The sequence below is a fragment of the Mycobacterium sp. 852014-52144_SCH5372336 genome (assembly GCF_001665615.1).
GTDB lineage: Bacteria > Actinomycetota > Actinomycetes > Mycobacteriales > Mycobacteriaceae > Mycobacterium > Mycobacterium neumannii_A.
Window position 1 is genome coordinate 22638 of the sequence record NZ_LZSW01000055.1, and the last position, 18231, is coordinate 40868.

At 65.3% G+C, this 18231-nt stretch carries 15 protein-coding genes and 1 pseudogene; 9 read left to right on the forward strand and 7 right to left on the reverse strand.

Annotated features, from left to right (window positions below; genetic code table 11):
* Positions 1 to 8 precede the first annotated feature (8 nt).
* The 3 genes from A5759_RS17135 (at position 9) to A5759_RS17145 (ending at position 4412) form a co-directional block, all read left to right on the forward strand.
* Positions 9 to 2723, forward strand: a complete 2715-nt coding sequence (locus A5759_RS17135) for a nuclear transport factor 2 family protein (RefSeq protein WP_068199754.1) — start codon at positions 9 to 11, stop codon at positions 2721 to 2723.
* Between the two features lie 157 nt (positions 2724 to 2880).
* Positions 2881 to 3657: an SRPBCC domain-containing protein gene (locus A5759_RS17140; RefSeq protein WP_068199756.1), complete on the forward strand. Its 777-nt coding sequence runs from the start codon at positions 2881 to 2883 to the stop codon at positions 3655 to 3657.
* Positions 3658 to 3662: 5 nt separating this feature from the next.
* On the forward strand, positions 3663 to 4412 hold the full coding sequence (locus tag A5759_RS17145) for a DUF899 domain-containing protein (protein WP_068200082.1): 750 nt from the start codon (positions 3663 to 3665) through the stop codon (positions 4410 to 4412).
* Between the two features lie 116 nt (positions 4413 to 4528).
* On the opposite strand, the gene A5759_RS17150 is transcribed toward A5759_RS17145, so the two are convergent.
* A complete protein-coding gene (locus A5759_RS17150; protein ID WP_068199758.1) occupies positions 4529 to 5191 on the reverse strand; it encodes an MBL fold metallo-hydrolase in 663 nt (220 codons plus the stop codon).
* 81 nt (positions 5192 to 5272) lie between these two features.
* Here A5759_RS17150 and A5759_RS17155 point away from each other — a divergent pair, with 81 nt between their 5' ends.
* Positions 5273 to 5653, forward strand: coding sequence for a hypothetical protein (locus A5759_RS17155; protein WP_068199760.1), 381 nt, complete (start codon positions 5273 to 5275; stop codon positions 5651 to 5653).
* Here A5759_RS17155 and A5759_RS17160 read toward each other — a convergent pair whose 3' ends face one another.
* Genes A5759_RS17160 through A5759_RS17175 form a run of 4 tightly spaced genes read right to left on the reverse strand, consistent with a single transcriptional unit; the run spans position 5654 to position 9881 of the window.
* The gene (locus A5759_RS17160) at positions 5654 to 6307 is read right to left on the reverse strand and encodes a S9 family peptidase (RefSeq protein ID WP_068199762.1); all 654 of its coding nucleotides are present in this window, start codon (positions 6305 to 6307) and stop codon (positions 5654 to 5656) included. It lies immediately after the preceding gene.
* 36 nt (positions 6308 to 6343) lie between these two features.
* On the reverse strand, positions 6344 to 7120 hold the full coding sequence (locus A5759_RS17165; RefSeq protein WP_068199765.1) for a glutamine amidotransferase: 777 nt from the start codon (positions 7118 to 7120) through the stop codon (positions 6344 to 6346).
* 28 nt (positions 7121 to 7148) lie between these two features.
* Positions 7149 to 9392 (reverse strand): catalase/peroxidase HPI, encoded by a 2244-nt coding sequence (katG, locus tag A5759_RS17170; protein ID WP_068199766.1) that lies wholly within the window; start codon positions 9390 to 9392, stop codon positions 7149 to 7151.
* A 33-nt stretch (positions 9393 to 9425) separates the two neighbouring features.
* Entirely contained in the window at positions 9426 to 9881 is a 456-nt protein-coding gene (locus A5759_RS17175) for a Fur family transcriptional regulator (RefSeq protein ID WP_156616960.1), read from the reverse strand.
* A 294-nt stretch (positions 9882 to 10175) separates the two neighbouring features.
* Between A5759_RS17175 and A5759_RS17180 the strand changes: the two genes are divergently transcribed.
* From A5759_RS17180 to A5759_RS17200, 5 genes and pseudogenes are all read left to right on the forward strand, one after another.
* On the forward strand, positions 10176 to 11393 hold the full coding sequence (locus tag A5759_RS17180; protein WP_068199768.1) for an acyltransferase: 1218 nt from the start codon (positions 10176 to 10178) through the stop codon (positions 11391 to 11393).
* 44 nt (positions 11394 to 11437) lie between these two features.
* A complete protein-coding gene (locus A5759_RS17185) occupies positions 11438 to 12130 on the forward strand; it encodes a GDSL lipase (RefSeq protein ID WP_231984679.1) in 693 nt (230 codons plus the stop codon).
* Between the two features lie 63 nt (positions 12131 to 12193).
* Positions 12194 to 13501 (forward strand): sensor histidine kinase KdpD, encoded by a 1308-nt coding sequence (locus A5759_RS17190; RefSeq protein ID WP_082962188.1) that lies wholly within the window; start codon positions 12194 to 12196, stop codon positions 13499 to 13501.
* 18 nt (positions 13502 to 13519) lie between these two features.
* Positions 13520 to 13951, forward strand: coding sequence for an SRPBCC family protein (locus A5759_RS17195; protein WP_068199769.1), 432 nt, complete (start codon positions 13520 to 13522; stop codon positions 13949 to 13951).
* Positions 13952 to 14060: 109 nt separating this feature from the next.
* A pseudogene (locus A5759_RS17200) lies at positions 14061 to 14339 on the forward strand (aldehyde dehydrogenase family protein); the annotation flags it as partial.
* Between the two features lie 246 nt (positions 14340 to 14585).
* On the opposite strand, the gene aceA reads toward A5759_RS17200, so the two are convergent.
* Both aceA and lhgO read right to left on the reverse strand, forming a co-directional pair.
* On the reverse strand, positions 14586 to 16886 hold the full coding sequence (gene aceA / locus A5759_RS17205) for an isocitrate lyase ICL2 (RefSeq protein WP_068199776.1): 2301 nt from the start codon (positions 16884 to 16886) through the stop codon (positions 14586 to 14588).
* 55 nt (positions 16887 to 16941) lie between these two features.
* A complete protein-coding gene (gene lhgO / locus A5759_RS17210) occupies positions 16942 to 18150 on the reverse strand; it encodes an L-2-hydroxyglutarate oxidase (protein ID WP_068199778.1) in 1209 nt (402 codons plus the stop codon).
* Positions 18151 to 18231 lie beyond the last annotated feature (81 nt).

Genomic DNA, 18231 nt, shown 5'->3' on the forward strand with positions numbered 1-18231 from the left:
ATCATCGCTTGATCGCCACCATCGAGCCAGCGGACCTGACTGCGAATCTGCGCGCGGCCTGGGAAATGGCACCCGACATCAGGTTCCGAATCGCAACCGTGCACCGACTCACGAAGCTCGGAGCGGTCATCGACCACACGGTGCAGGGACACTCGGATAAGGGATTCCCCTTTGACTACCGCGAGCTGGTGCTTGTCACGGTCGACGGCGACCGCACCGACCGCTTCGAGATGTTCGACGCGGACAATCTCGACGCCGCGTTCGCGCGCTTAGACGAGCTCAGCCAAGCGCCGCTGATAGAGAATGCGGCGACGTGCTTCTGGACTGTGGTGGTGGACGCATTCAATGGACGCGATGTCGAGACGGTGCTGAGCCTCCTCAGCGTTGACGGATGCTTGGAGGACCGCCGAAGCGGCCTGCGCGGTTCGTTCAGAGGCCTTGAACGACGCCGAGCAGTAGAAGCAATGTTCACGACCGCGCCTGCCGGCTGGCGCATTGAAGTCGAGCCCATCGCTGTTCGAGGATCGCGTCTGGCGCTCATGCGCCAGCGCTACCGTGATTCAGCTACTGACGACGGCCAGATTGTTGTGGAGATACTGACCGTTACGGAGATGCGCGACAACACGGTCGTACACGACACGGTCGACTTCGACGCCGATGGCCTCACGAGCGCCATTGAAGAACTCGAATACCGTTATGTCGCTGGCGAGGCCGCTCCATACTCACGAACGTGGACGGCCATTGCCGAGGCGTTCGCTGCTTTCAACCGCCGTGAAATTCCCTCGCCGCCACCCGCTTGGGTTGATCACCGCGTGACCGCCACGATCGAGGCAGGCGACCTGACCGCAAACCTCGGTGCTGCGTGGGACTTCGCGCCGGATGTACTGGTGCGTATACCGCGTGTACATCGGCTGAATGAACGTGGAGCAGTAGTTGATCAGGTGGTGAAGGGGAGTTTCAAAGAAGGCTTCTCCTTCGAGTACCGCGAGATAGCAGTCGTGACAGTCGACGGAAACCGTCCCGATCGCTTCGAGATGTTCGACCCGGAGGACCTCGAAGAAGCGCTTACGCGGTTCGATGAACTCAGCCATGCACTACGCATTGAGAACACCGCGACCCGAATGTGGGAGCGCCTCGCCGACGCGTTCAATCACCGTGACATTGAACAATTCCTGGCGCTCACATCGCCCGACGGACGAATCGATGACCGCCGAAAAGGCCTGCAGGCTCTCCATGATCGGTCAGACCGCAAGAGGGCTGCCCAGGCGCTCTTCGAAGCGCCACGGACGTGGCGGCTGAACATTGACCATATCGCGATCAGAGGGTCGCGACTTTCCCTCGTCCACCAATTCTATCGCGACACCAACGATGACACCCGGCCAGTCACGATAGAACACCTGGCAATCGTCGAGATCAACGAAGACGGCTTGATGGGTGACTTCGTCAACTTCGACAGCGACGACCTTGCTGCCGCCTTCGAAGAACTCGAAACCCGTTACCTCGCCGGCGAAGCGGCCGCACACGCCCGTACTTGGTCAGCGATCGCCGATGGCTACGCCGCCTTCAACCGGAGGGAACTGTTCCGCACCACCCCGGACTGGGTCAATATCGACCACCGCCGTGGAGGCACCGCATTCGCACCCGGTGAACAGACCTCGTTGGTCAATGCCACATGGGATGTTGTTCCGCGGATCCACGCATACGCCGAGGTCGTCCATCGACTCGGTGATCTCGGGGCAGTCGTCACCCAGGTGGTCACGGCGACGTCGCGCGAGGGTTTCGACGGTGAATGGCGTGAGGTCGTACTGCTCACCGTCGACGGTGATGCGATCAGTCGCTGTGAAGTTTTCGACGAAGCCGAAATCGACGCCGCCCTAGCGAACTTCGGCGAGCTCGAGCGGCCGGCACATCGTCTCACAAACGCGGCGACACGCACCCGCGCGAGGTTGGTAGACGCATTCGCTTCTCGAGACCTCGACGCATTTTGTTCCTACATCGCGGAAGATGGGCGATACGACGACCGCCGAAAAGGTCTGCGCGACTCGGGATCACTCCGACAGGACTTCGTGCCGACCATGCTGTCCGAAGCACCTGGAAGTTGGCAGTGGACATATGAACCGATCGCCATCCGCGGACGGCATTTGGTGCTATGCCGTGACTGGTTCCGCGACACCGACGCTCCGGGCCAGCCCGTCGCCGTCGAAGATCTATCGATAACCGAAGTTACTGAAGATGGAATGGTCTGCCGGTCAGTCATTTTCGACAGTGACGACCTCGACGTCGCGATGAAAGGGCTGGACGACCGCTGGATCGCCTTGGGGGAGGTCGAATATCCGGAAGTAATCGAAGCGCATCGCAAAGTCATCGAGATGACGAACCGCCATGAGTGGGATGCGCTTACCGCGGTGTGCGCAGGCGCGAGTTATATCAATCACCGACAGCTAGGTACCACCACCGCCGACTACATCGCATCGATCCGAACAATGGCCTCGCTGGCGCCCGACTTCTGCATTGAATCGGCCGATATTCTCGCCCACTCGTCCATCGGCGTCACGGTTCACGTCGTGATCAGAGGCACGTCGAATGACGGCCTCGCGATCGAACTTCCGTTCCTCATGATCAATCTCTTGGATGGCGATCACGTCACGCACATCGAGACCTTCGACCCCGAGGACCGCGACCAAGCGCTGTTGCGCTTCCGGGAACTCAGCGCATCGGACTAGACCGCCGAACGTGCGGTGAGATCGATTTCGCTGCCATTTTTCGCGCTGAGTGCACGTTCGGCGAGGGCTGATGACGTCCTGACCATTGACACGCAGCCGCAGGGCTGCCTATTGTCAGACATGCAGCCAAACGGCTGCATATAACCAGGCGGCAGGGATGGACGACGTATTCAAAGCGCTGGCCGATCCGAACCGGCGCTTGCTTCTCGACAGCCTCAACGACTGCAACGGCCAATCACTGCGGGATCTGTGCTCGGGGCTGTCGATGGCTCGCCAGTCGGTAAGCAAGCACCTCGCCGTGCTCGAAGCGGCCAACCTCATCACAACTTTGTGGCGAGGGCGGGAGAAGCTGCACTACCTCAACGCAGAACCGATCAACGCGATCGCCGACCGCTGGATCAATCGATACGACCGCGCGCGTGTGCAGACGCTCGCGGACCTCAAGACAGCATTGGAGACCCACCCGATGAGCAGTAGCGAGTTCGTCTACGTCACCTACATCCGAACCACGCCTGAGCGCCTGTGGCAGGCCATCACCGACCCCGCATTCTCCAACCGGTACATGGGTCATGCCTTGGTGTCGGATTTCCAAAAGGGCTCGGAGTATGTGTGGTCCGACTGCAGCGGCCTGGAGATCAAGGACGCCGAGCAAGTGATACTCGAATCGGAGCCGTATCGCAGGCTCGCGTTCACCTTCCACACCTTCGTACCCGAACTGACGGCCCTGGGCCTCGATGAAGACGTCGTGAAGAAGGCCGCCACCGAGCGGAGGTCGAAGGTCACCTTCGACATCGAACCGGTCGAGGACGGCCAGGTGAAGCTGACAGTCGTGCACGACGATTTCCCGCCGGAAAGTACTGTGCGCAACTTGATCTCGGGCGGATGGCCGTGGAAACTGGCGAACCTCAAGAGCGGTTTGGAGGCGGCGTCATGACGGCGATGAACACGCCCCCGGTCGTCTCCGAGGAAGAGTGGACGAGGGCCTGGAAAGAGATGCTCGTCAAAGAGAAGGAACTCATGCGCGCCCGCGACGCGCTGGCGGCCCAACGCCGCCGGATGCCGTGGATGGCCGTCGACAAGAACTACACGTTCGGCGGTCCCCAGGGCGAGGTCAGCCTGCTCGACTTGTTCGACGGCCGCCGGCAGCTGATCGTGTACCGCGCCTTCATCGAGCCCGGGACGGGCGACTGGCCCGAACACGGCTGCACCGGTTGCTCTTTGATGGCCGACCATGTGCCGAACCTCGCTCACCTCAACGCCCGCGACACCACGTTCGTCTACGCGTCCCGCGCTTCACAGGCCGACCTCGAGCGCATGAAGACCAAGATGGGTTGGCACCACCCGTGGTACACGATCCTCCCCAGCAAGGGCGCAGCCTTCGACGCCGACTTCGGCGTCAAGGACTGGCACGGCACCAACGTCTTCATCCGCGACGACGCGAATCGCATCTACCGCACATACTTCGTCAACGGCCGCGGCGACGAGGTGTTCGTCAACACCTGGAACCTACTCGACGTGACGGCACTTGGCCGGCAGGAGGATTGGGAGGACTCACCCGAGGGCTATCCGCAGGGTCCGCCCTACGAGTGGTGGAGTTGGCACGACACCTACGATCAGCACACGCCGTGGCGGTGGTTCGGCGACCCGGACCCCAACGACCCCGACGATCAGCGGCCACCGCGCCGGTGAGTGCTGAGGTCTGACCGGCCAGCCGAATCCACCGAAATCTGCAGCAGGGCTGCGGATTTTCCGGAATCACAACCATCCTGCAGAAATCGCGGCACGAAACCGCTACGCGCACCGGTCTATGAAGGCACGGTCGCCAGCGCCTGTGCCACGCAGTCGGCCCACGACCGCGAATCGACGACCGCCCACGCCGTCTTACCACCGAACGCGCTCGAGATCACCAGGTCGGGATCGACGGTGCCCAGCAGCTCCACACTCGCGCGCAGCTGGCCGGCGTCGCCGCGGCCCGGCACCAGGAACGTCGCCCAGGTTCCCGAGGCCGTGAGGAACATGGTGTCGCCCGTGAACAGGTAACGCTCGCCGGTCACACCGGTCACGAGATAGCTTGTGCTGCCTGGTGAATGACCCGGCGTGGGAAGCACCTCCACACCGTTGTCGTCGACGTGCCGCACGTTTCCGATGGCCACGTCGACGCGGGCGTGCTTGGTGATCGCCTCCAGTTCCGCCTCCGGCGCGTGCAACCGGCGCCCGAACCGTTCCGCGATCCGGGCCAGGTTCGGCCCCGCCTCGTCGAGATGGGACAGGTACTGCGCGCTGACCCCGCCGAGTGCGTCGATCGCATCGAACTCGGCCTCGGTGGCAGGACTGTAGAACAGCACATTGCCGCGCGGCCCACGCCACAGATATGCGTGCGTGGTGAGGCCGGGAAACGGCGTGTCCATTCGCGTCTGCCACAGGTCGTCGCGTAGTCGGGTCAGTTCCTGTGTCGTTGAGCTGGTCATGTACCGACTCTGCGACCTAAACCATTGTTGAGGTCAAGCGATTCCTGACAAAACTTAGCGGTGAGATGTCACCATCGAAAAATGGCGCGCTCACACGTCGCCGCGGCGCTGGCAGCGGCCCTCACAACCGCGGCGGCACCCATCGCCCTGGCCCCCGAGGCCGACGCGGTCTGCTATTCCGCCGACTGCGTGCCCAACGTCGCCCGCAACGTCATCGGGGGAGCGCCGTGCAAGCCCGGCAAGTACTTCAACTACGGGCTCGGTTCCGATGGCGCGACGTTCGTCTGCAACCGGGTGGGCGTGTGGACACCCGCTGGGCCGCTCATCGGTATCTACAACGTCGCGATGGACTGCACCCAACAGAACGCGTCGGCTCAAGGCTCCGACGGTGTGGCGTTCGTGTGTACCGACATGGGCGGCGGCCACCTGCGATGGGCCCATCGCATCGACACCGCGGAGTGATCACAGCACCGCAGCGATCCGCGCCGCCACATCCGCAGCGACGGCCAGCGACGCCTCATCGGTCGCGGCCGAATAACGGTCGGCGGCAGGGTCGTATGTCGCACCCGCGATCGAGCCGTGATCGGCCTCCAGCACGACGCACGAGACCGGCCAGCCCGTACCCGAGAGCGTCTCGGCGAAATCACGGCTCACCGAGGCGGGTACGACGTCGTCGTGCGCACCGTGCAACAGCGTGAAGGGGGCGGGGTCACCGTCCAACGAACCAGGCAACGGCGCGCCGCTGACAGGGTCCGTGACAACGAATGCGCCCGCCAGGCACACGGTATGGGCGACGCCGAACTCACGGGCGTGAATCGTCAGGCCCGCCGCCGCCAGGCCACCCATCGACCACCCGACGACGACCAACGGCGCATTCCCGGCGTGTTCGCGCGCATGCGACGCCGACGCCAGCAGGTCGGCACGGCCACGGTCATCGGCGTGTGAGTCCCAGTCGGCCAGCACGACCGCGAGCCCGTGCGCGTGCACCCGTTCGGCCAGCGGTCGCATCGCAGTGCGCGAATCGGTCTGGGCGCCGTGCCACATCAGGACTGTCGGTTGCGCCGGATCGCCGTAGACATCTGCGGACCGGCCGGGGGAGTACTCGACGGTGTGCATCACCCTGGAGTGCCCCGGCAGCAGGAAGACCAACCGTCAGCGCGCATACCGGTCCACGAACCGGCGCAGAATGGTCTGCGGATAGCGCACTTTCCATTGCCGCGCTTCGAGTTTCAACTGCTCCGCCGACTCCGGTGCGAAGTAACCATGGTTCTTGTAGGCATCGAGGCGGACGTCGAGGCCGTCCAGGTCGAGCTCGGGATGGAATTGTGTGGCGTAGACGTTCTGTCTGACCCGAAACGCCTGAACCGGACATTGCGGTGAGGTCGCCAGGCACAGTGCCTCGGGTGGCAGCACCGCCGCGGCCTCCTTGTGTCCGCCGTAGGCATCGAAGACATCGGGCAGCTCGGCGAAGAGTGGATCGTCGCGTCCCGCGTCGGTGACCGTGATCTTCATGCCGCCGACGGGTTCCGGGTACGTACGGTCGATGACAGCCCCGATGACGGTGCCCAATGTGCCTACGCCGTAACAGCATCCCAGGAACGGGTAGTCCGCCTCCACGACGCGCCGGATCAAGTCGAGTAGCTCCGCCTCGACCCGTCGTTGCGTTGTCGATTTCGACTCCGGCGCATCGCTGACGTTGTACGGTCCGCCGCCGAGGATGATGCCCGACCAGTCGGCGAGGTCGATGGAACCCAGCGAGTCGTGGAGCAGATTGATCCGGCGCACGCCCGTCGTATCCAGACCGCCGAAGCGCATCATCGCTCGGTACTCATCCTCGGCGGCGGCGTCCTCGCCGCGGATGGACAGCAACAGAAACGGCGCAGACGGCGCGACACCCCGCGAGCCCGATGAGCCCGCGGGGTGCCGCATTTCGTTATCGACGATCAGACTCGGGGTGTTAATCCAAGTCGAAGCGATCGTTGTTCATGACCTCCACCCAGGCAGCGACGAAGTCCTCGACGAACTTGTCCTTGCTGTCTTCCTGGGCGTAGACCTCGGCGATGCCGCGCAGCACCGAGTTCGAGCCGAACACCAGGTCGTTGACGGTGGCCGTCCATTTGAGCTGTCCCGTCGCGCGGTCCACACCCTCGTAGACGTTCTCCGCCGCACCCGACTTCCACTCGGTGCTCATGTCGAGCAGGTTCGTGAAGAAGTCGTTGCTCAACACACCCGGCTTGTCGGTGAACACGCCGTGCTTGCTGCCGCCGTGGTTGACGTTCAGCACCCGCAGACCACCGATCAGCACCGCGAATTCAGGAGCGGTCAGGTCGAGCATGTAGGCCCGCTCGACCAGCAGCTGCTCCAGCGGAGCCTTCTCACCCGCCCGCGCGAAGTTACGGAAGCCGTCCGCCCGCGGTTCGAGCACCGCGAAGGACTCCACGTCGGTGTCCTCCTGCGTGGCGTCGGTGCGCCCCGGCGCGAAGTGCACGTTGATCTCGAAACCGCCGTCACGCGCAGCCTTCTCGACCGCAGCCGAGCCGCCCAGCACGATGATGTCGGCCAGCGAGATCTTTTTGCCGCCGGTCGCCGAGCTGTTGAACTCCTGCTGGATGCGCTCGAGCACCGGAAGCACCTGCGCCAACTCGGCGGGCTCGTTGGCCTCCCAGTTCTTCTGCGGCTCCAACCGGATCCGAGCGCCGTTGGCGCCGCCGCGCTTGTCGGTGCCGCGGAAGCTCGACGCCGACGACCACGCGGTCTTGATCAGTTGTTGCACGCTCAGGCCTGAGTCGAGCAACTTGCTCTTGAGCTGGGCGATGTCGGACTCGTCGACCAACTCGTGGTCCACCGCCGGCACCGGGTCCTGCCAGATCTCCTCTTCGGGGATCCACGGGCCCAGGTAGCGGCTGACCGGACCCATGTCGCGGTGCATCAGCTTGAACCAGGCCTTCGCGAAGGCCTCGTCCATCTCCTCGGGATGGTCGAGCCAGCGACGGGTGATCTGGCCGTAGATCGGGTCTTCCCGCATCGAGATGTCGGTGACCAACATCGTCGGCTTACGCGGCGGGCCGCCGAACGGATCGGGAATGATCGCCTCGGCGTCCTTGGCCTCGAATTGCCAAGCGCCACCGGGACTCTTGGTCAGCTCCCACTCGTAGCCGTACAGGTTCTGCAGGTACCCGTTGCCCCACTGGGTCGGGGTCGGGGTCCAGACCACCTCGAGACCGCTGGTGATCGTGTCACCGGCCTTGCCGGACGCGAACGCACACTTCCAGCCCAGACCCTGCTGCTCGATCGGCGCGGCCTCCGGCTCCGGCCCGACCAGATCGCCGTCGCCGGCGCCGTGGGTCTTGCCGAGGGTGTGCCCACCGACGATCAGCGCCGCGGTCTCCTCGTCGTTCATCGCCATCCGGCCGAAGGTCTCGCGGATGTCGTGCGCGGCCTTGACCGGGTCCGGCTTACCCTCGGGACCCTCCGGGTTGACGTAGATCAGGCCCATGGTGGTGGCGCCGAACGGCTCGGCCAGCTTGCGCTCGCTGTCGTTGGTGCCGCCGTAGCGCGCATCGGTACCGAGCCAGGTGTCCTCCTGGCCCCACAGCATCTCCTCGGGCTCCCAGATGTCCTCGCGACCGAACGCGAAGCCCTTGGTCTTGAAGCCCGATACTTCGAGTGCGGCGTTTCCGGCGTACGCGATGAGGTCGGCCCAGGAGATCTTGTTGCCGTACTTCTGCTTGATCGGCCACAGCAGACGGCGCGCCTTGTCCAGGTTCGCGTTGTCCGGCCAGCTGTTGAGCGGGGCGAAACGCTGGGCACCCTGGCCCGCGCCGCCGCGGCCGTCGAAGATGCGGTAGGTGCCTGCGGCGTGCCAGCTCATGCGGATGAACAAGCCGGCGTAGCTGCCGTAGTCGGCGGGCCACCAGTCCTGCGAGGTGGTGATCAGCTTGTGGACGTCGGCCTTGAAGGCCTCGAGGTCGAGCTTTTTGAATTCCTCGGCGTAGTTGAAGTCCTGGCCGAGCGGGTTGCCCTTCTCGTTCTGCTTGTGCAGCACCGACACGTCGACCTGGTTGGGCCACCAGTCCCGGTTCGTCAGAGGAGCGTGCGACTTCGGCTTCGGCGAATCGATAGCCGGGTTCTCGCTCTCGCTGTGGCTGGCTGTCTTGGAATCATCATGAGGCGGGCGAGCGTCGGACGTATCAGATGACACAGCGTTCCTTCCGGTGGGTTATTTGGGCTGTGATCACGGTTGTGATCGGGAAACCTGCGATACCAAGCACTCTGGGCACAAGCCCCAGTAGATGACCTCGGCCTCGTCGAGCACGAAGCCGTCCAACGCGCCCTTCGGGTCCGACGGCGTCAGACAGGGCGCTTCGCCGACGGCGCAGTCGATGTCGGCGATGACGCCACACGACCGGCATACGACGTGATGGTGGTTGTCGCCGACACGCGACTCGTAGCGGGCCACTGACCCGGAGGGCTGGATCTTGCGCACCAGCCCCGCGGTGGTGAGCGCGGCGAGCACGTCGTAGACGGCCTGCCGCGAGACATCGGGGAGGGCGCGACGCACCGCGCCGAAGATCGACTCCGTATCGGCGTGGGGGTTGCCGTAGACCGCCTCCAGCACCGCAAGCCGCGGGCGGGTCACGCGAAGATCGGCGGCGCGTAGCCGATCCGCGTAGTCAGGCGTGGGGGACACGCTGCCAATATGCTCTGTTTTCTGGAATCAGTCAAGAGTGTGTTCAGAGTCGGTTCATCGGCGTGTCGGACAACTTTTCACCGATGTTGCTGTCGTCGCCGAAGTGCCTTGTTACCAACGGTTTCGAACGTCGCACGCCGCCTGCGCGCACTTTTCGGGCCTGAACCGCGGCGAGCCCCGCTGCTACCCTTCGGTGGCTGCCGGGGTCTGTGGTCAGGGGAGCGGACCAACCCGGTGTGGTTATCAGGCAGGACCCCGAACGAAAACGCTACGGACTTCCGCGAAGAGAGTGTTGTGCGCACCGGAGAAATCAAGGCCCTTTCCGGCCTGCGCATCGTCGCCGCCGTATGGGTGGTGCTCTTTCACTTCCGACCCCTGCTAGAGCAGTCCGTGCCGGGGTTCCGATCGGCGTTCGCGCCGCTGCTCAACTGCGGTGCCCAAGGTGTCGACCTGTTCTTCATGCTCAGCGGGTTCGTGCTGGCATGGAACTATCTCGACCGCATGGGACCGTCGTTCGAGTGGCGAGCCACGCTTCGCTTCCTGTGGCTTCGGCTGGCCCGCGTGTGGCCGGTCTACCTGGTGACGATGCATCTGGCGGCCCTGTGGATCATCTTCACCCTGCAGGTCGGCCGGGTGCCGTCACCGGCAGCCGAGACATTGACGGCGACGAACTATCTGCGCCAGGCGCTGATGGTCCAACTGTGGTTCGTGCCCTACTTCGACGGCGCCAGTTGGGACGGGCCGGCGTGGTCGATCAGCGCGGAGTGGCTGGCCTATCTGCTGTTCGGCGGTCTGATCCTGGTGATCTTCCGCATCGCTCGGTCGACTAGGGCGAGGGGCCTGATCGCGCTGGCCTTCGTCGCCGTGATGCCGCCGATCCTGCTTCTGCTGGCGTCGGGGCAGTTCTATACCCCGTGGAGTTGGCTGCCGCGGATCGTCATGCAGTTCACCGCCGGCGCCCTGATCGCAGCGGCGGTGCGCAAGCTCGACCCAAGCGATCAGGCTCGGCGCGCCGCCGGGTACGCCGCACTACTGCTCGGCGCCGCGATCGTCGCGATCCTCTACCGACTCGACGCACACCCACTGCCCAAAATCGTCGACGGTGCCGGCCTGGTCGACGTGCTGTTCGTGCCGCTGCTGTTCACCCTGGCCATCGGCGCCGGATCGCTGCCCTGGCTTCTTTCGCTGGGGCCGGTCGTGTACCTCGGGCATGTGTCGTTCTGCCTCTACATGGTTCACGAGTTGGTGCACACCACCTGGAATTGGATGGTGCAGCAATTCGGGCTGACGCTGTCATCGGACTTCACGGGCAAGCTCATAATGGTTGCCTTGCTTGGCACCGCGCTGATCGGCGCGGTCATGCTGTACCACTTTGTCGAGGAGCCCGCCCGGAAATGGATGCGCAGCATGCTGAACGGCCCCACCGCGTCGATCCCGGATGCGACAGGCAGGTTGCACACCGTGTCGCGCCCGCGCGAAAGGTCCGAGGTGATGACGGCCCGCGCCGGGTGACGACGCTTCTGGCGCCCATGTTCTCACGGTCGTACGCCGGCGCGGTGAGGAGCGCACTGACCGTCGCGGTGGCGATCGCCATTCTCGTGGTCACCGGTTGCCAGCATCCGAAGCCGATGGAGCACAAGGAAATCGACGCGCTCAGCTTCACGCTCAACCGCATCGCGGTGATCGGCGACTCGTACACGACCGGCGGCCCGGAAGGCGGGCTCGGCGAGAAATCCTGGACCACCCAGGCCTGGCAGATCCTGGCCGAGCAGGGATTGTCGACCACAGCGGTCGTCGGCGCCGAAGGGGGAGCCGGCTACGGCACCCGTGGCAACCGGGGCAGCCTCTTCGAGGATCTGACCGCCGCGACGGTCAAGCCCGACGACACGCTGGTGGTGTTCTTCGGTTCGCGCAACGATCAGAACGTCGACCCGACACAGTTGTCGGTGCTGGTCTACGGCACGTTTCTGTTGGCCCGGCGGATCGCGCCGTCCGCGCTCTTCCTCGTGATCGGGCCGCCGTGGCCGACGGCCGACGTTCCCGCCGCGGTCATGCGCATCCGTGACACCCTCAAATATCAGGCGGAACTGGCGGGCGCGACGTTCGTCGACCCGATCGCCGCCCGGTGGTTCGTGGACAGGCCCGAGCTCATCGGCCCCGACGGCGTGCACCCCACCGACGCCGGTCATACCTACATGGCGGAAAAGATTGCGCCATTGATCGGCGCGCAACTGCCGCGACGGGTCTGATCCGTCCTATCGTTGCTGATCGTGCGACTCGGTGGACCCCTGTACCAGCTGCTGACCCGCGTGATGTCACTGCGCATCATCGTGATCGTCGCGGCGCTGTCGGTGGTCGCGTTGGTGATCACGCTGGGCGCGTGGGTGTGGTTCGGCGTCACCAACGACCAGTACAGCCAGCTGGACCGTCGCCTCGACTCGGTGAGCAGCCTCGGCGACATCAGCGAACTGCTGCGCACCGCGCAACAGGCCGACGTCAACCCGCCCATCCCCGACGGCGGCCTGGTCCGCACGGCCCGCGTCGACGAGATCACGGTCTCCATTCCGGAGAACATCGTGTTGCCGCGGTTCGACGTCGGTTACGCCGACACCACCATCGACGGTGTCGAATACCGGGTCCGGACGTTCACCGCCGGCGACGCGTTGATCGCGATCGGCGCACCGCTCGCCGAGACGCAACGCCGCATCGACGAACTGCACCGACGGGTGCTGCTGATCTGCGGGGGCGTGATCGTGGGCACCGTGCTGGTCGGGTGGGTCATGTGGTCGATCATGATCAACCCGTTCCGCTTGCTGGCCCAGCAGGCGCGCGCGATCAACGCCCAGTCCAAACCGGAAGAGGTTCAGGTGCGCGGCGTTCAGGAGGCCGTCGAGATCGCCGAAGCCGTCGAGGGGATGCTCGCCCGGATCGGTGATGAACAGCAGCGCACGCGTGCGGCACTGGAGTCGGCGCGGGATTTCGCCGCGGTGGCCTCGCACGAACTCCGCACACCCCTTACGGCGATGCGCACCAACCTCGAGGTGCTCTCCACGCTTCAGATGCGTGACGAGCAGCGCCAGGAGGTGATCGCCGATGTCATGCGCACCCAGAGCCGGATCGAGGCGACGCTGACGGCGTTGGAGCGACTCGCGCAGGGCGAACTGACCACCGTCGACGACTTCGTCCCCGTCGACATCACCGAATTGCTGGACCGTGCCGCGCACGACGCGATGCGCAACTATCCCGGGCTGAAGGTGTCGCTGTCGTCGTCGACGACGGTGCTCATGGTCGGGCTGCCTGCCGGGCTGCGGCTCGTCGTCGACAACGCGATCACCAACGCGATCAAGCACGGCGACGCCACCGAAATCCAGCTCGGCGCGATCGCTTCCGGTGAAGGCGTGCAGATCACCGTCGACGACAACGGTTCGGGGATCCCCGAGGAGGAGCGCGCCGCGGTGTTCGAGCGGTTCTCCCGCGGCTCGACGGCGGCGCGATCCGGGTCGGGGCTGGGGCTGGCGCTGGTCGCCCAGCAAGCCGAGTTGCACGGCGGCACGGCCGCGATGGAGGCCGGCCCACTCGGAGGGGCCCGGTTGGTGTTGCGCCTGCCCGCGCCGAGCTGAACTGATTACGATCCGAAGATGGCCAAACTCGAGTTGTCACGTCAGCTCACGTTGACTCCGCAAGAGGCATGGGAGCACGTATCGGATCTCAACTCGTTGGGGGAGTGGATGGTCATGCACGAAGGCTGGCGCAGCGAGCTGCCCGACAAGCTGACGGTCGGCACCACGATTGTCGGCGTCGCGGGGGCCAAGGGGTTGCGCAACCGCGTCACGTGGACCATCAAGCAATTCGAACCGCCCAAGCTGATCGAGGTCACCGGAAAAGGTGTCGGCGGCACCAGGTACGGGCTCACGATGACGGTCGCCGAGGTCGACGCCGGTTCGGCGTTCACTCTCACCATGAACCTCGGGGGAGCGCCGCTGTTCGGGCCCATCGGCGCGACGGCGGTCCGCGCGGTCAAAGGCGACATCGAACGTTCGATTCGCAAATTCGAAGAGCTCTACGGCTGATCCCGCAGGGCCGCCACGTCGCGGCGCGTGGAGCGGTTGATGACGATCGCAGCGGGTACCACCACCCTTCGCGTGTCGCAGACCATGGAAATAACCGTTCTGGCCCCCGGTGCGCGTCGTCCCGGACTTCGACACCGCGCTGCGTGAAGCCGCCGACGACCGCTACGGCCTGGCCGCGACCGTGCTGACCGCTGACAGGGGGCACGCTCAAGAGGCGTGGCGAGCTCTACCGGTGGGCACCGTGAAGATCAACGAGGTGTTCGGCGGAGCGCCCGGCGGGGCGTCGCAACCGCGCCGCGCGAGCGGTAACGGCTTCGGCTTCGGCCCGGAACTACTCGACGAGATGACCGTGATAAAGGTCGTAGACATCTCGCCGCCGAACACCTGAGGCACGCTCGCGCGGCCTACCTCACAGCGAAACATTTGCTCCCAGCGCCCAGCTGTCGGCACCACCTTCGATGCCCACCTCACAGCGAAAAATTCGCTCCCAGCGACTTTTTCGCTGATAGGTGGGCGCTGCGCCGACCGAGTCCGCGAGAGGGCAAGGGTCCGCTGCAGGTCGGCGCGAGAGGGCACCGGTCCGCGGCCCCGCGCGAGAGGGCAAGGGTCCGCGGCCCCGCGGGGGTCAGCGGCCCTAATCCTCCTTGCGGATCAACCGGCCCAGCGCTTCGCGATCGGGGGCCAACAGCTCCTCGATCCTCGGCTGGTTGATGTCGGCCACGATGATCTCGCCGACCTCCTGGTACACGTCGGTGAAGATGCCGTGCGACTTCATCTTCTCGGTCTGATAGATGTTGTCCTCGGTCGGCGTGACGTAGTACATGATCTCGGGCTTGAACCGGTGGATCAGCCACAGGTGCACCACGCTCATCAGGCGCTTCTGGCGCAGCTTCTCGGCGAACGTGTTCTGGTCGCGCACCGTCAGGATGCTGCGGCCGTGCCGGTCCTTGATCGGGTCGACGATCACGTTGGCGAGTTTCTCGTCCTCACCGTCACGCTCACCGAAGATGCCCAGTTCCAGCACGTCTGACCCGGGCCGGGTCGGGTGCAACTGCACCCGCAGCCGCTCGTCGAGTTTGTAGTGCTCACCCCACATCGCCAGCCACTCCTCGAGCAGCTTCTTGGGCACCTCGGTCTGCACCAGATGCTGATGTTGGGTCGAACCCTTGCCCATCGCCTTGGTGGTCGCCAGGCGGCCCGACGACGCGGCAAGCGCGGCATCGCTGCGCGGCCCGCCGACGAGCGTCTGCGGTGTGCGGTAAGGCGATTCGACCAGGCGCATCTTGCGCTGCAGCCGCGCAAGCGCGAGCATGCCGTCCTGGCGCAACGCGGTGGCGAACTCCTCGGACGCGACACCGTCGACCTGATGACCGCCGTAGGTGATGAAGTTGAAGACGAACCCCATCTTTCCGAGTTCTTCGGGGAAGGCCCGCATCTCGTCGTCGGTCATGCCGGTCGTGTCCCAGTTGAATGAGGGTGACAGGTTGTAGGCCAACATCTTTTCCGGGAACTCGGCGTGAATCGCCTCGGCGAACTCGCGTGCGTCGGCAAGGTCGGCGGTCTTGGTCTCCATCCACAGGATGTCGGCGAACGGCGCGGCGGCAAGCGATTTCGCGATCGCGTAGGGGATACCGCCGCGAACCTGGTAGTAGCCTTCCGGCGTCTTGGCCAGCTCGCAGTCCCAGCCGACCGCCGCCCCGATCTCCCTGGCCTTCTCGCGCGCGGTGTAGAGAGGGGCGCGCTCGGCGAACGCCCGCCACTCCGCGACGCTCATGTCGAGTTGCTCACCCTCGCTCTCGCGGAACTCGAGCAGCTCGGCGACCGCCTCGCCGTAGGTCATCAAGCCGGCGTCGAGCTGCCAGGCGTCGACGGCCTTGGATTCGACCCGGTCGAAGATCGCGTCGATCTCACCGTCGGGGCGGTCCCGGTACTCCGAGGCGGCCTCGGCCACCGCATCGCCGATGCCGTGGTGGTCGAGCCAGGCGTTGGCGGTGGTGTACTCACCTTCGGGCAGCGCGTAGAGCAGATGGCCGTTGAGTTCGGTGACGCCCGCCTCATAGAAGCGCCGCATCATCGCCAGATAGCACGACTTGTACGACGGCACCTTGAGGTTCGTCACCCCGAGCAGGAACGGCTGGTCGCGCTCGTCGGCGCGGCTGTCGATCAGGTTGGCCGCCTCGGCGTCGGTGCGGGCCACGATGATGCCCGGCACCCGCATGATGTCGAGCTGGAACCGCGCGGTGTTGAGCCGTTTGATCTGCTCGTCGGAGGGCACCAGCACCTTGCCGCCCTGATGGCCGCACTTCTTGGTGCCCGGCCGCTGGTCCTCGATGTGGTAGCCGGGCACCCCCGCCTCCACGAACCGACGAATCAGGTTGCGCACGTGCGGATCTCCGCCGTGGCCGGTGTCGGCGTCGGCGATGATAAACGGGCGGAAGTCGACGGGAGGGGGCGCTGCCGCGAGTTGTTCGCTGGTCATCTGCAGCCGCAGGTACTGCTGGTTGCGGTCGGCGGTGAGCAGCGCTCGGACCAGCCCCGCCGCCTCCTCGGGCACCTGGCTGAGCGGGTAGCTGGCGAGGTCGGGGCCGGGGTCTTCGGTGGTCGACCCCTTCGCCGAGGTCGCCCAGCCGCCGAGGTAGATGCCTTCGATGCCCATCCGCTTCATCGTCACGGCCTGGCCCGGCGAGTACGGGCCGAACGTGGTGATGCTCTTCTTCTGTGCGAACAGTTCGCGCAGGCGCTCGTAGAAGGCCGTGGCGGCCTCGCGCGCCACGATGTAGTCGGAGGGGATCGTGCCGCGCTGCTCGGCGACCTGGCGGGCCGAGTAGAGGCGGATGATGCCGTCAAATCTCGGGCTGTCGAAGTACCGCTGCGTGGCAGCGACCTCCTGGTCGAACGGGGTCTGAGGCGCGGCGTCCGTTTCGATGATGGCCATGCCCCCACAGTACGACCCGGCCTTTGCCGGGGATGGCGTTATCAGCAGGGAGGCGTCACGTCGACGCCTCGAAGGTGTCCACGATGCGCTCGGCGATCGCCAGCGCGGAGGTCGCCGCCGGTGACGGCGCATTTCGGAGCACCACGACGCGGCCGCGCACGCTGATCCGGAAGTCGTCGACCAGACCGCCGTCGGGATCGAGGGCCTGGGCCCGCACGCCAGCGGTGCCGGGCACCACGTCCTCGTCACGCAACGACGGCACGTAGGCCCTGGCGGCGGTGATGAATCGCCGCTTGGACAGCGAACCGGACACCTCGCGGACACCCGTGCGCCAATGCCGCCTGGCGAACCGCCAGAAAGCGGGCGTCGAGGCGATCGCGCTCAGATCGCGCAGCGACACCGTGCCCCAGGTGTAACCCTCACGTGCCAGCGCGAGCACCGCGTTGGGTCCGATGAGCACCTGACCGTCCACGCGCGGGGTGAGGTGCACACCCAGAAACGGATAGCGCGGGTCGGGCACGGGATAGACCAGACCGTTGACGAGATCGCGCCGGTGCGGTTTCAGCGCGTAGTACTCGCCCCGGAACGGCATGATCACCGGATTCGGGCCATCCCCGGCCATTTCGGCGAGCCGGTCGCTCTGCAGGCCACCGCACACGACGGCCTGGTCGAACCGGGCCTGGTCGCCGATTCCCTCCGTACGGGTGCTGACCACCACGTCGGAGTCGCCCACCCGTAGGCCGGTCACCTCGTGTCCGAGAAGGACTTTCGCACCGGCATTCGTGGCGTCGGCGGCAAGCTCCCTGGTCACCTCCGCATAGTCGACGATCGAGGTCGACGGGGAGTGCAGCGCGGCGATGCCACGCACATTGGGTTCGAGCTCAAGCAGTTCCTCAGGTCCGATGATCCGCACCCTGGGTACACCGTTCGCCGACGCCCGCCGTTCGATGTCGGCGAGCCTGTCCTTCTCCTCGTCGGTGAGCGCGACCAGGACCTTGCCGCACGCGATCCGGCGGATGCCACGCTCGGCGCAGAACTCTTCGAGCAGGCTCACCCCGCGACGACAGAGCACGGCCTTCTGCGAACCGGGTTGGTAGTACAGACCCGCGTGCACCACCCCGCTGTTCCGGCCGGTCTGGTGCGACGCGAGACGGTTTTCCTTCTCGAAGAGCGTGACATCGGAGTCGGGACGACGACGCACGATCTCGCGGGCCACCGCGACACCGATGATGCCGCCACCGACCACTGCGATCCGTTCGGTCATCGCCGGGCGCCACAACAAAGGGAGGTAATCACTGTTCGGTTACGGTACTGCATCTCATTGACGCTGAGCCAGGCGCGAATT

Coding starts and splice junctions, on each gene's coding strand:
- A5759_RS17140 (WP_068199756.1), top strand. CDS start 2,881: ATGGACGACGTATTCAAAGCGCTGGCCGATCCGAACCGGCGCTTGCTT.
- A5759_RS17145 (WP_068200082.1), top strand. CDS start 3,663: ATGAACACGCCCCCGGTCGTCTCCGAGGAAGAGTGGACGAGGGCCTGG.
- A5759_RS17150 (WP_068199758.1), bottom strand. CDS start 5,191: ATGACCAGCTCAACGACACAGGAACTGACCCGACTACGCGACGACCTG.
- A5759_RS17155 (WP_068199760.1), top strand. CDS start 5,273: ATGGCGCGCTCACACGTCGCCGCGGCGCTGGCAGCGGCCCTCACAACC.
- A5759_RS17160 (WP_068199762.1), bottom strand. CDS start 6,307: ATGCACACCGTCGAGTACTCCCCCGGCCGGTCCGCAGATGTCTACGGC.
- A5759_RS17165 (WP_068199765.1), bottom strand. CDS start 7,120: ATGCGGCACCCCGCGGGCTCATCGGGCTCGCGGGGTGTCGCGCCGTCT.
- A5759_RS17190 (WP_082962188.1), top strand. CDS start 12,194: ATGTCACTGCGCATCATCGTGATCGTCGCGGCGCTGTCGGTGGTCGCG.
- A5759_RS17195 (WP_068199769.1), top strand. CDS start 13,520: ATGGCCAAACTCGAGTTGTCACGTCAGCTCACGTTGACTCCGCAAGAG.
- aceA (WP_068199776.1), bottom strand. CDS start 16,886: ATGGCCATCATCGAAACGGACGCCGCGCCTCAGACCCCGTTCGACCAG.
- lhgO (WP_068199778.1), bottom strand. CDS start 18,150: ATGACCGAACGGATCGCAGTGGTCGGTGGCGGCATCATCGGTGTCGCG.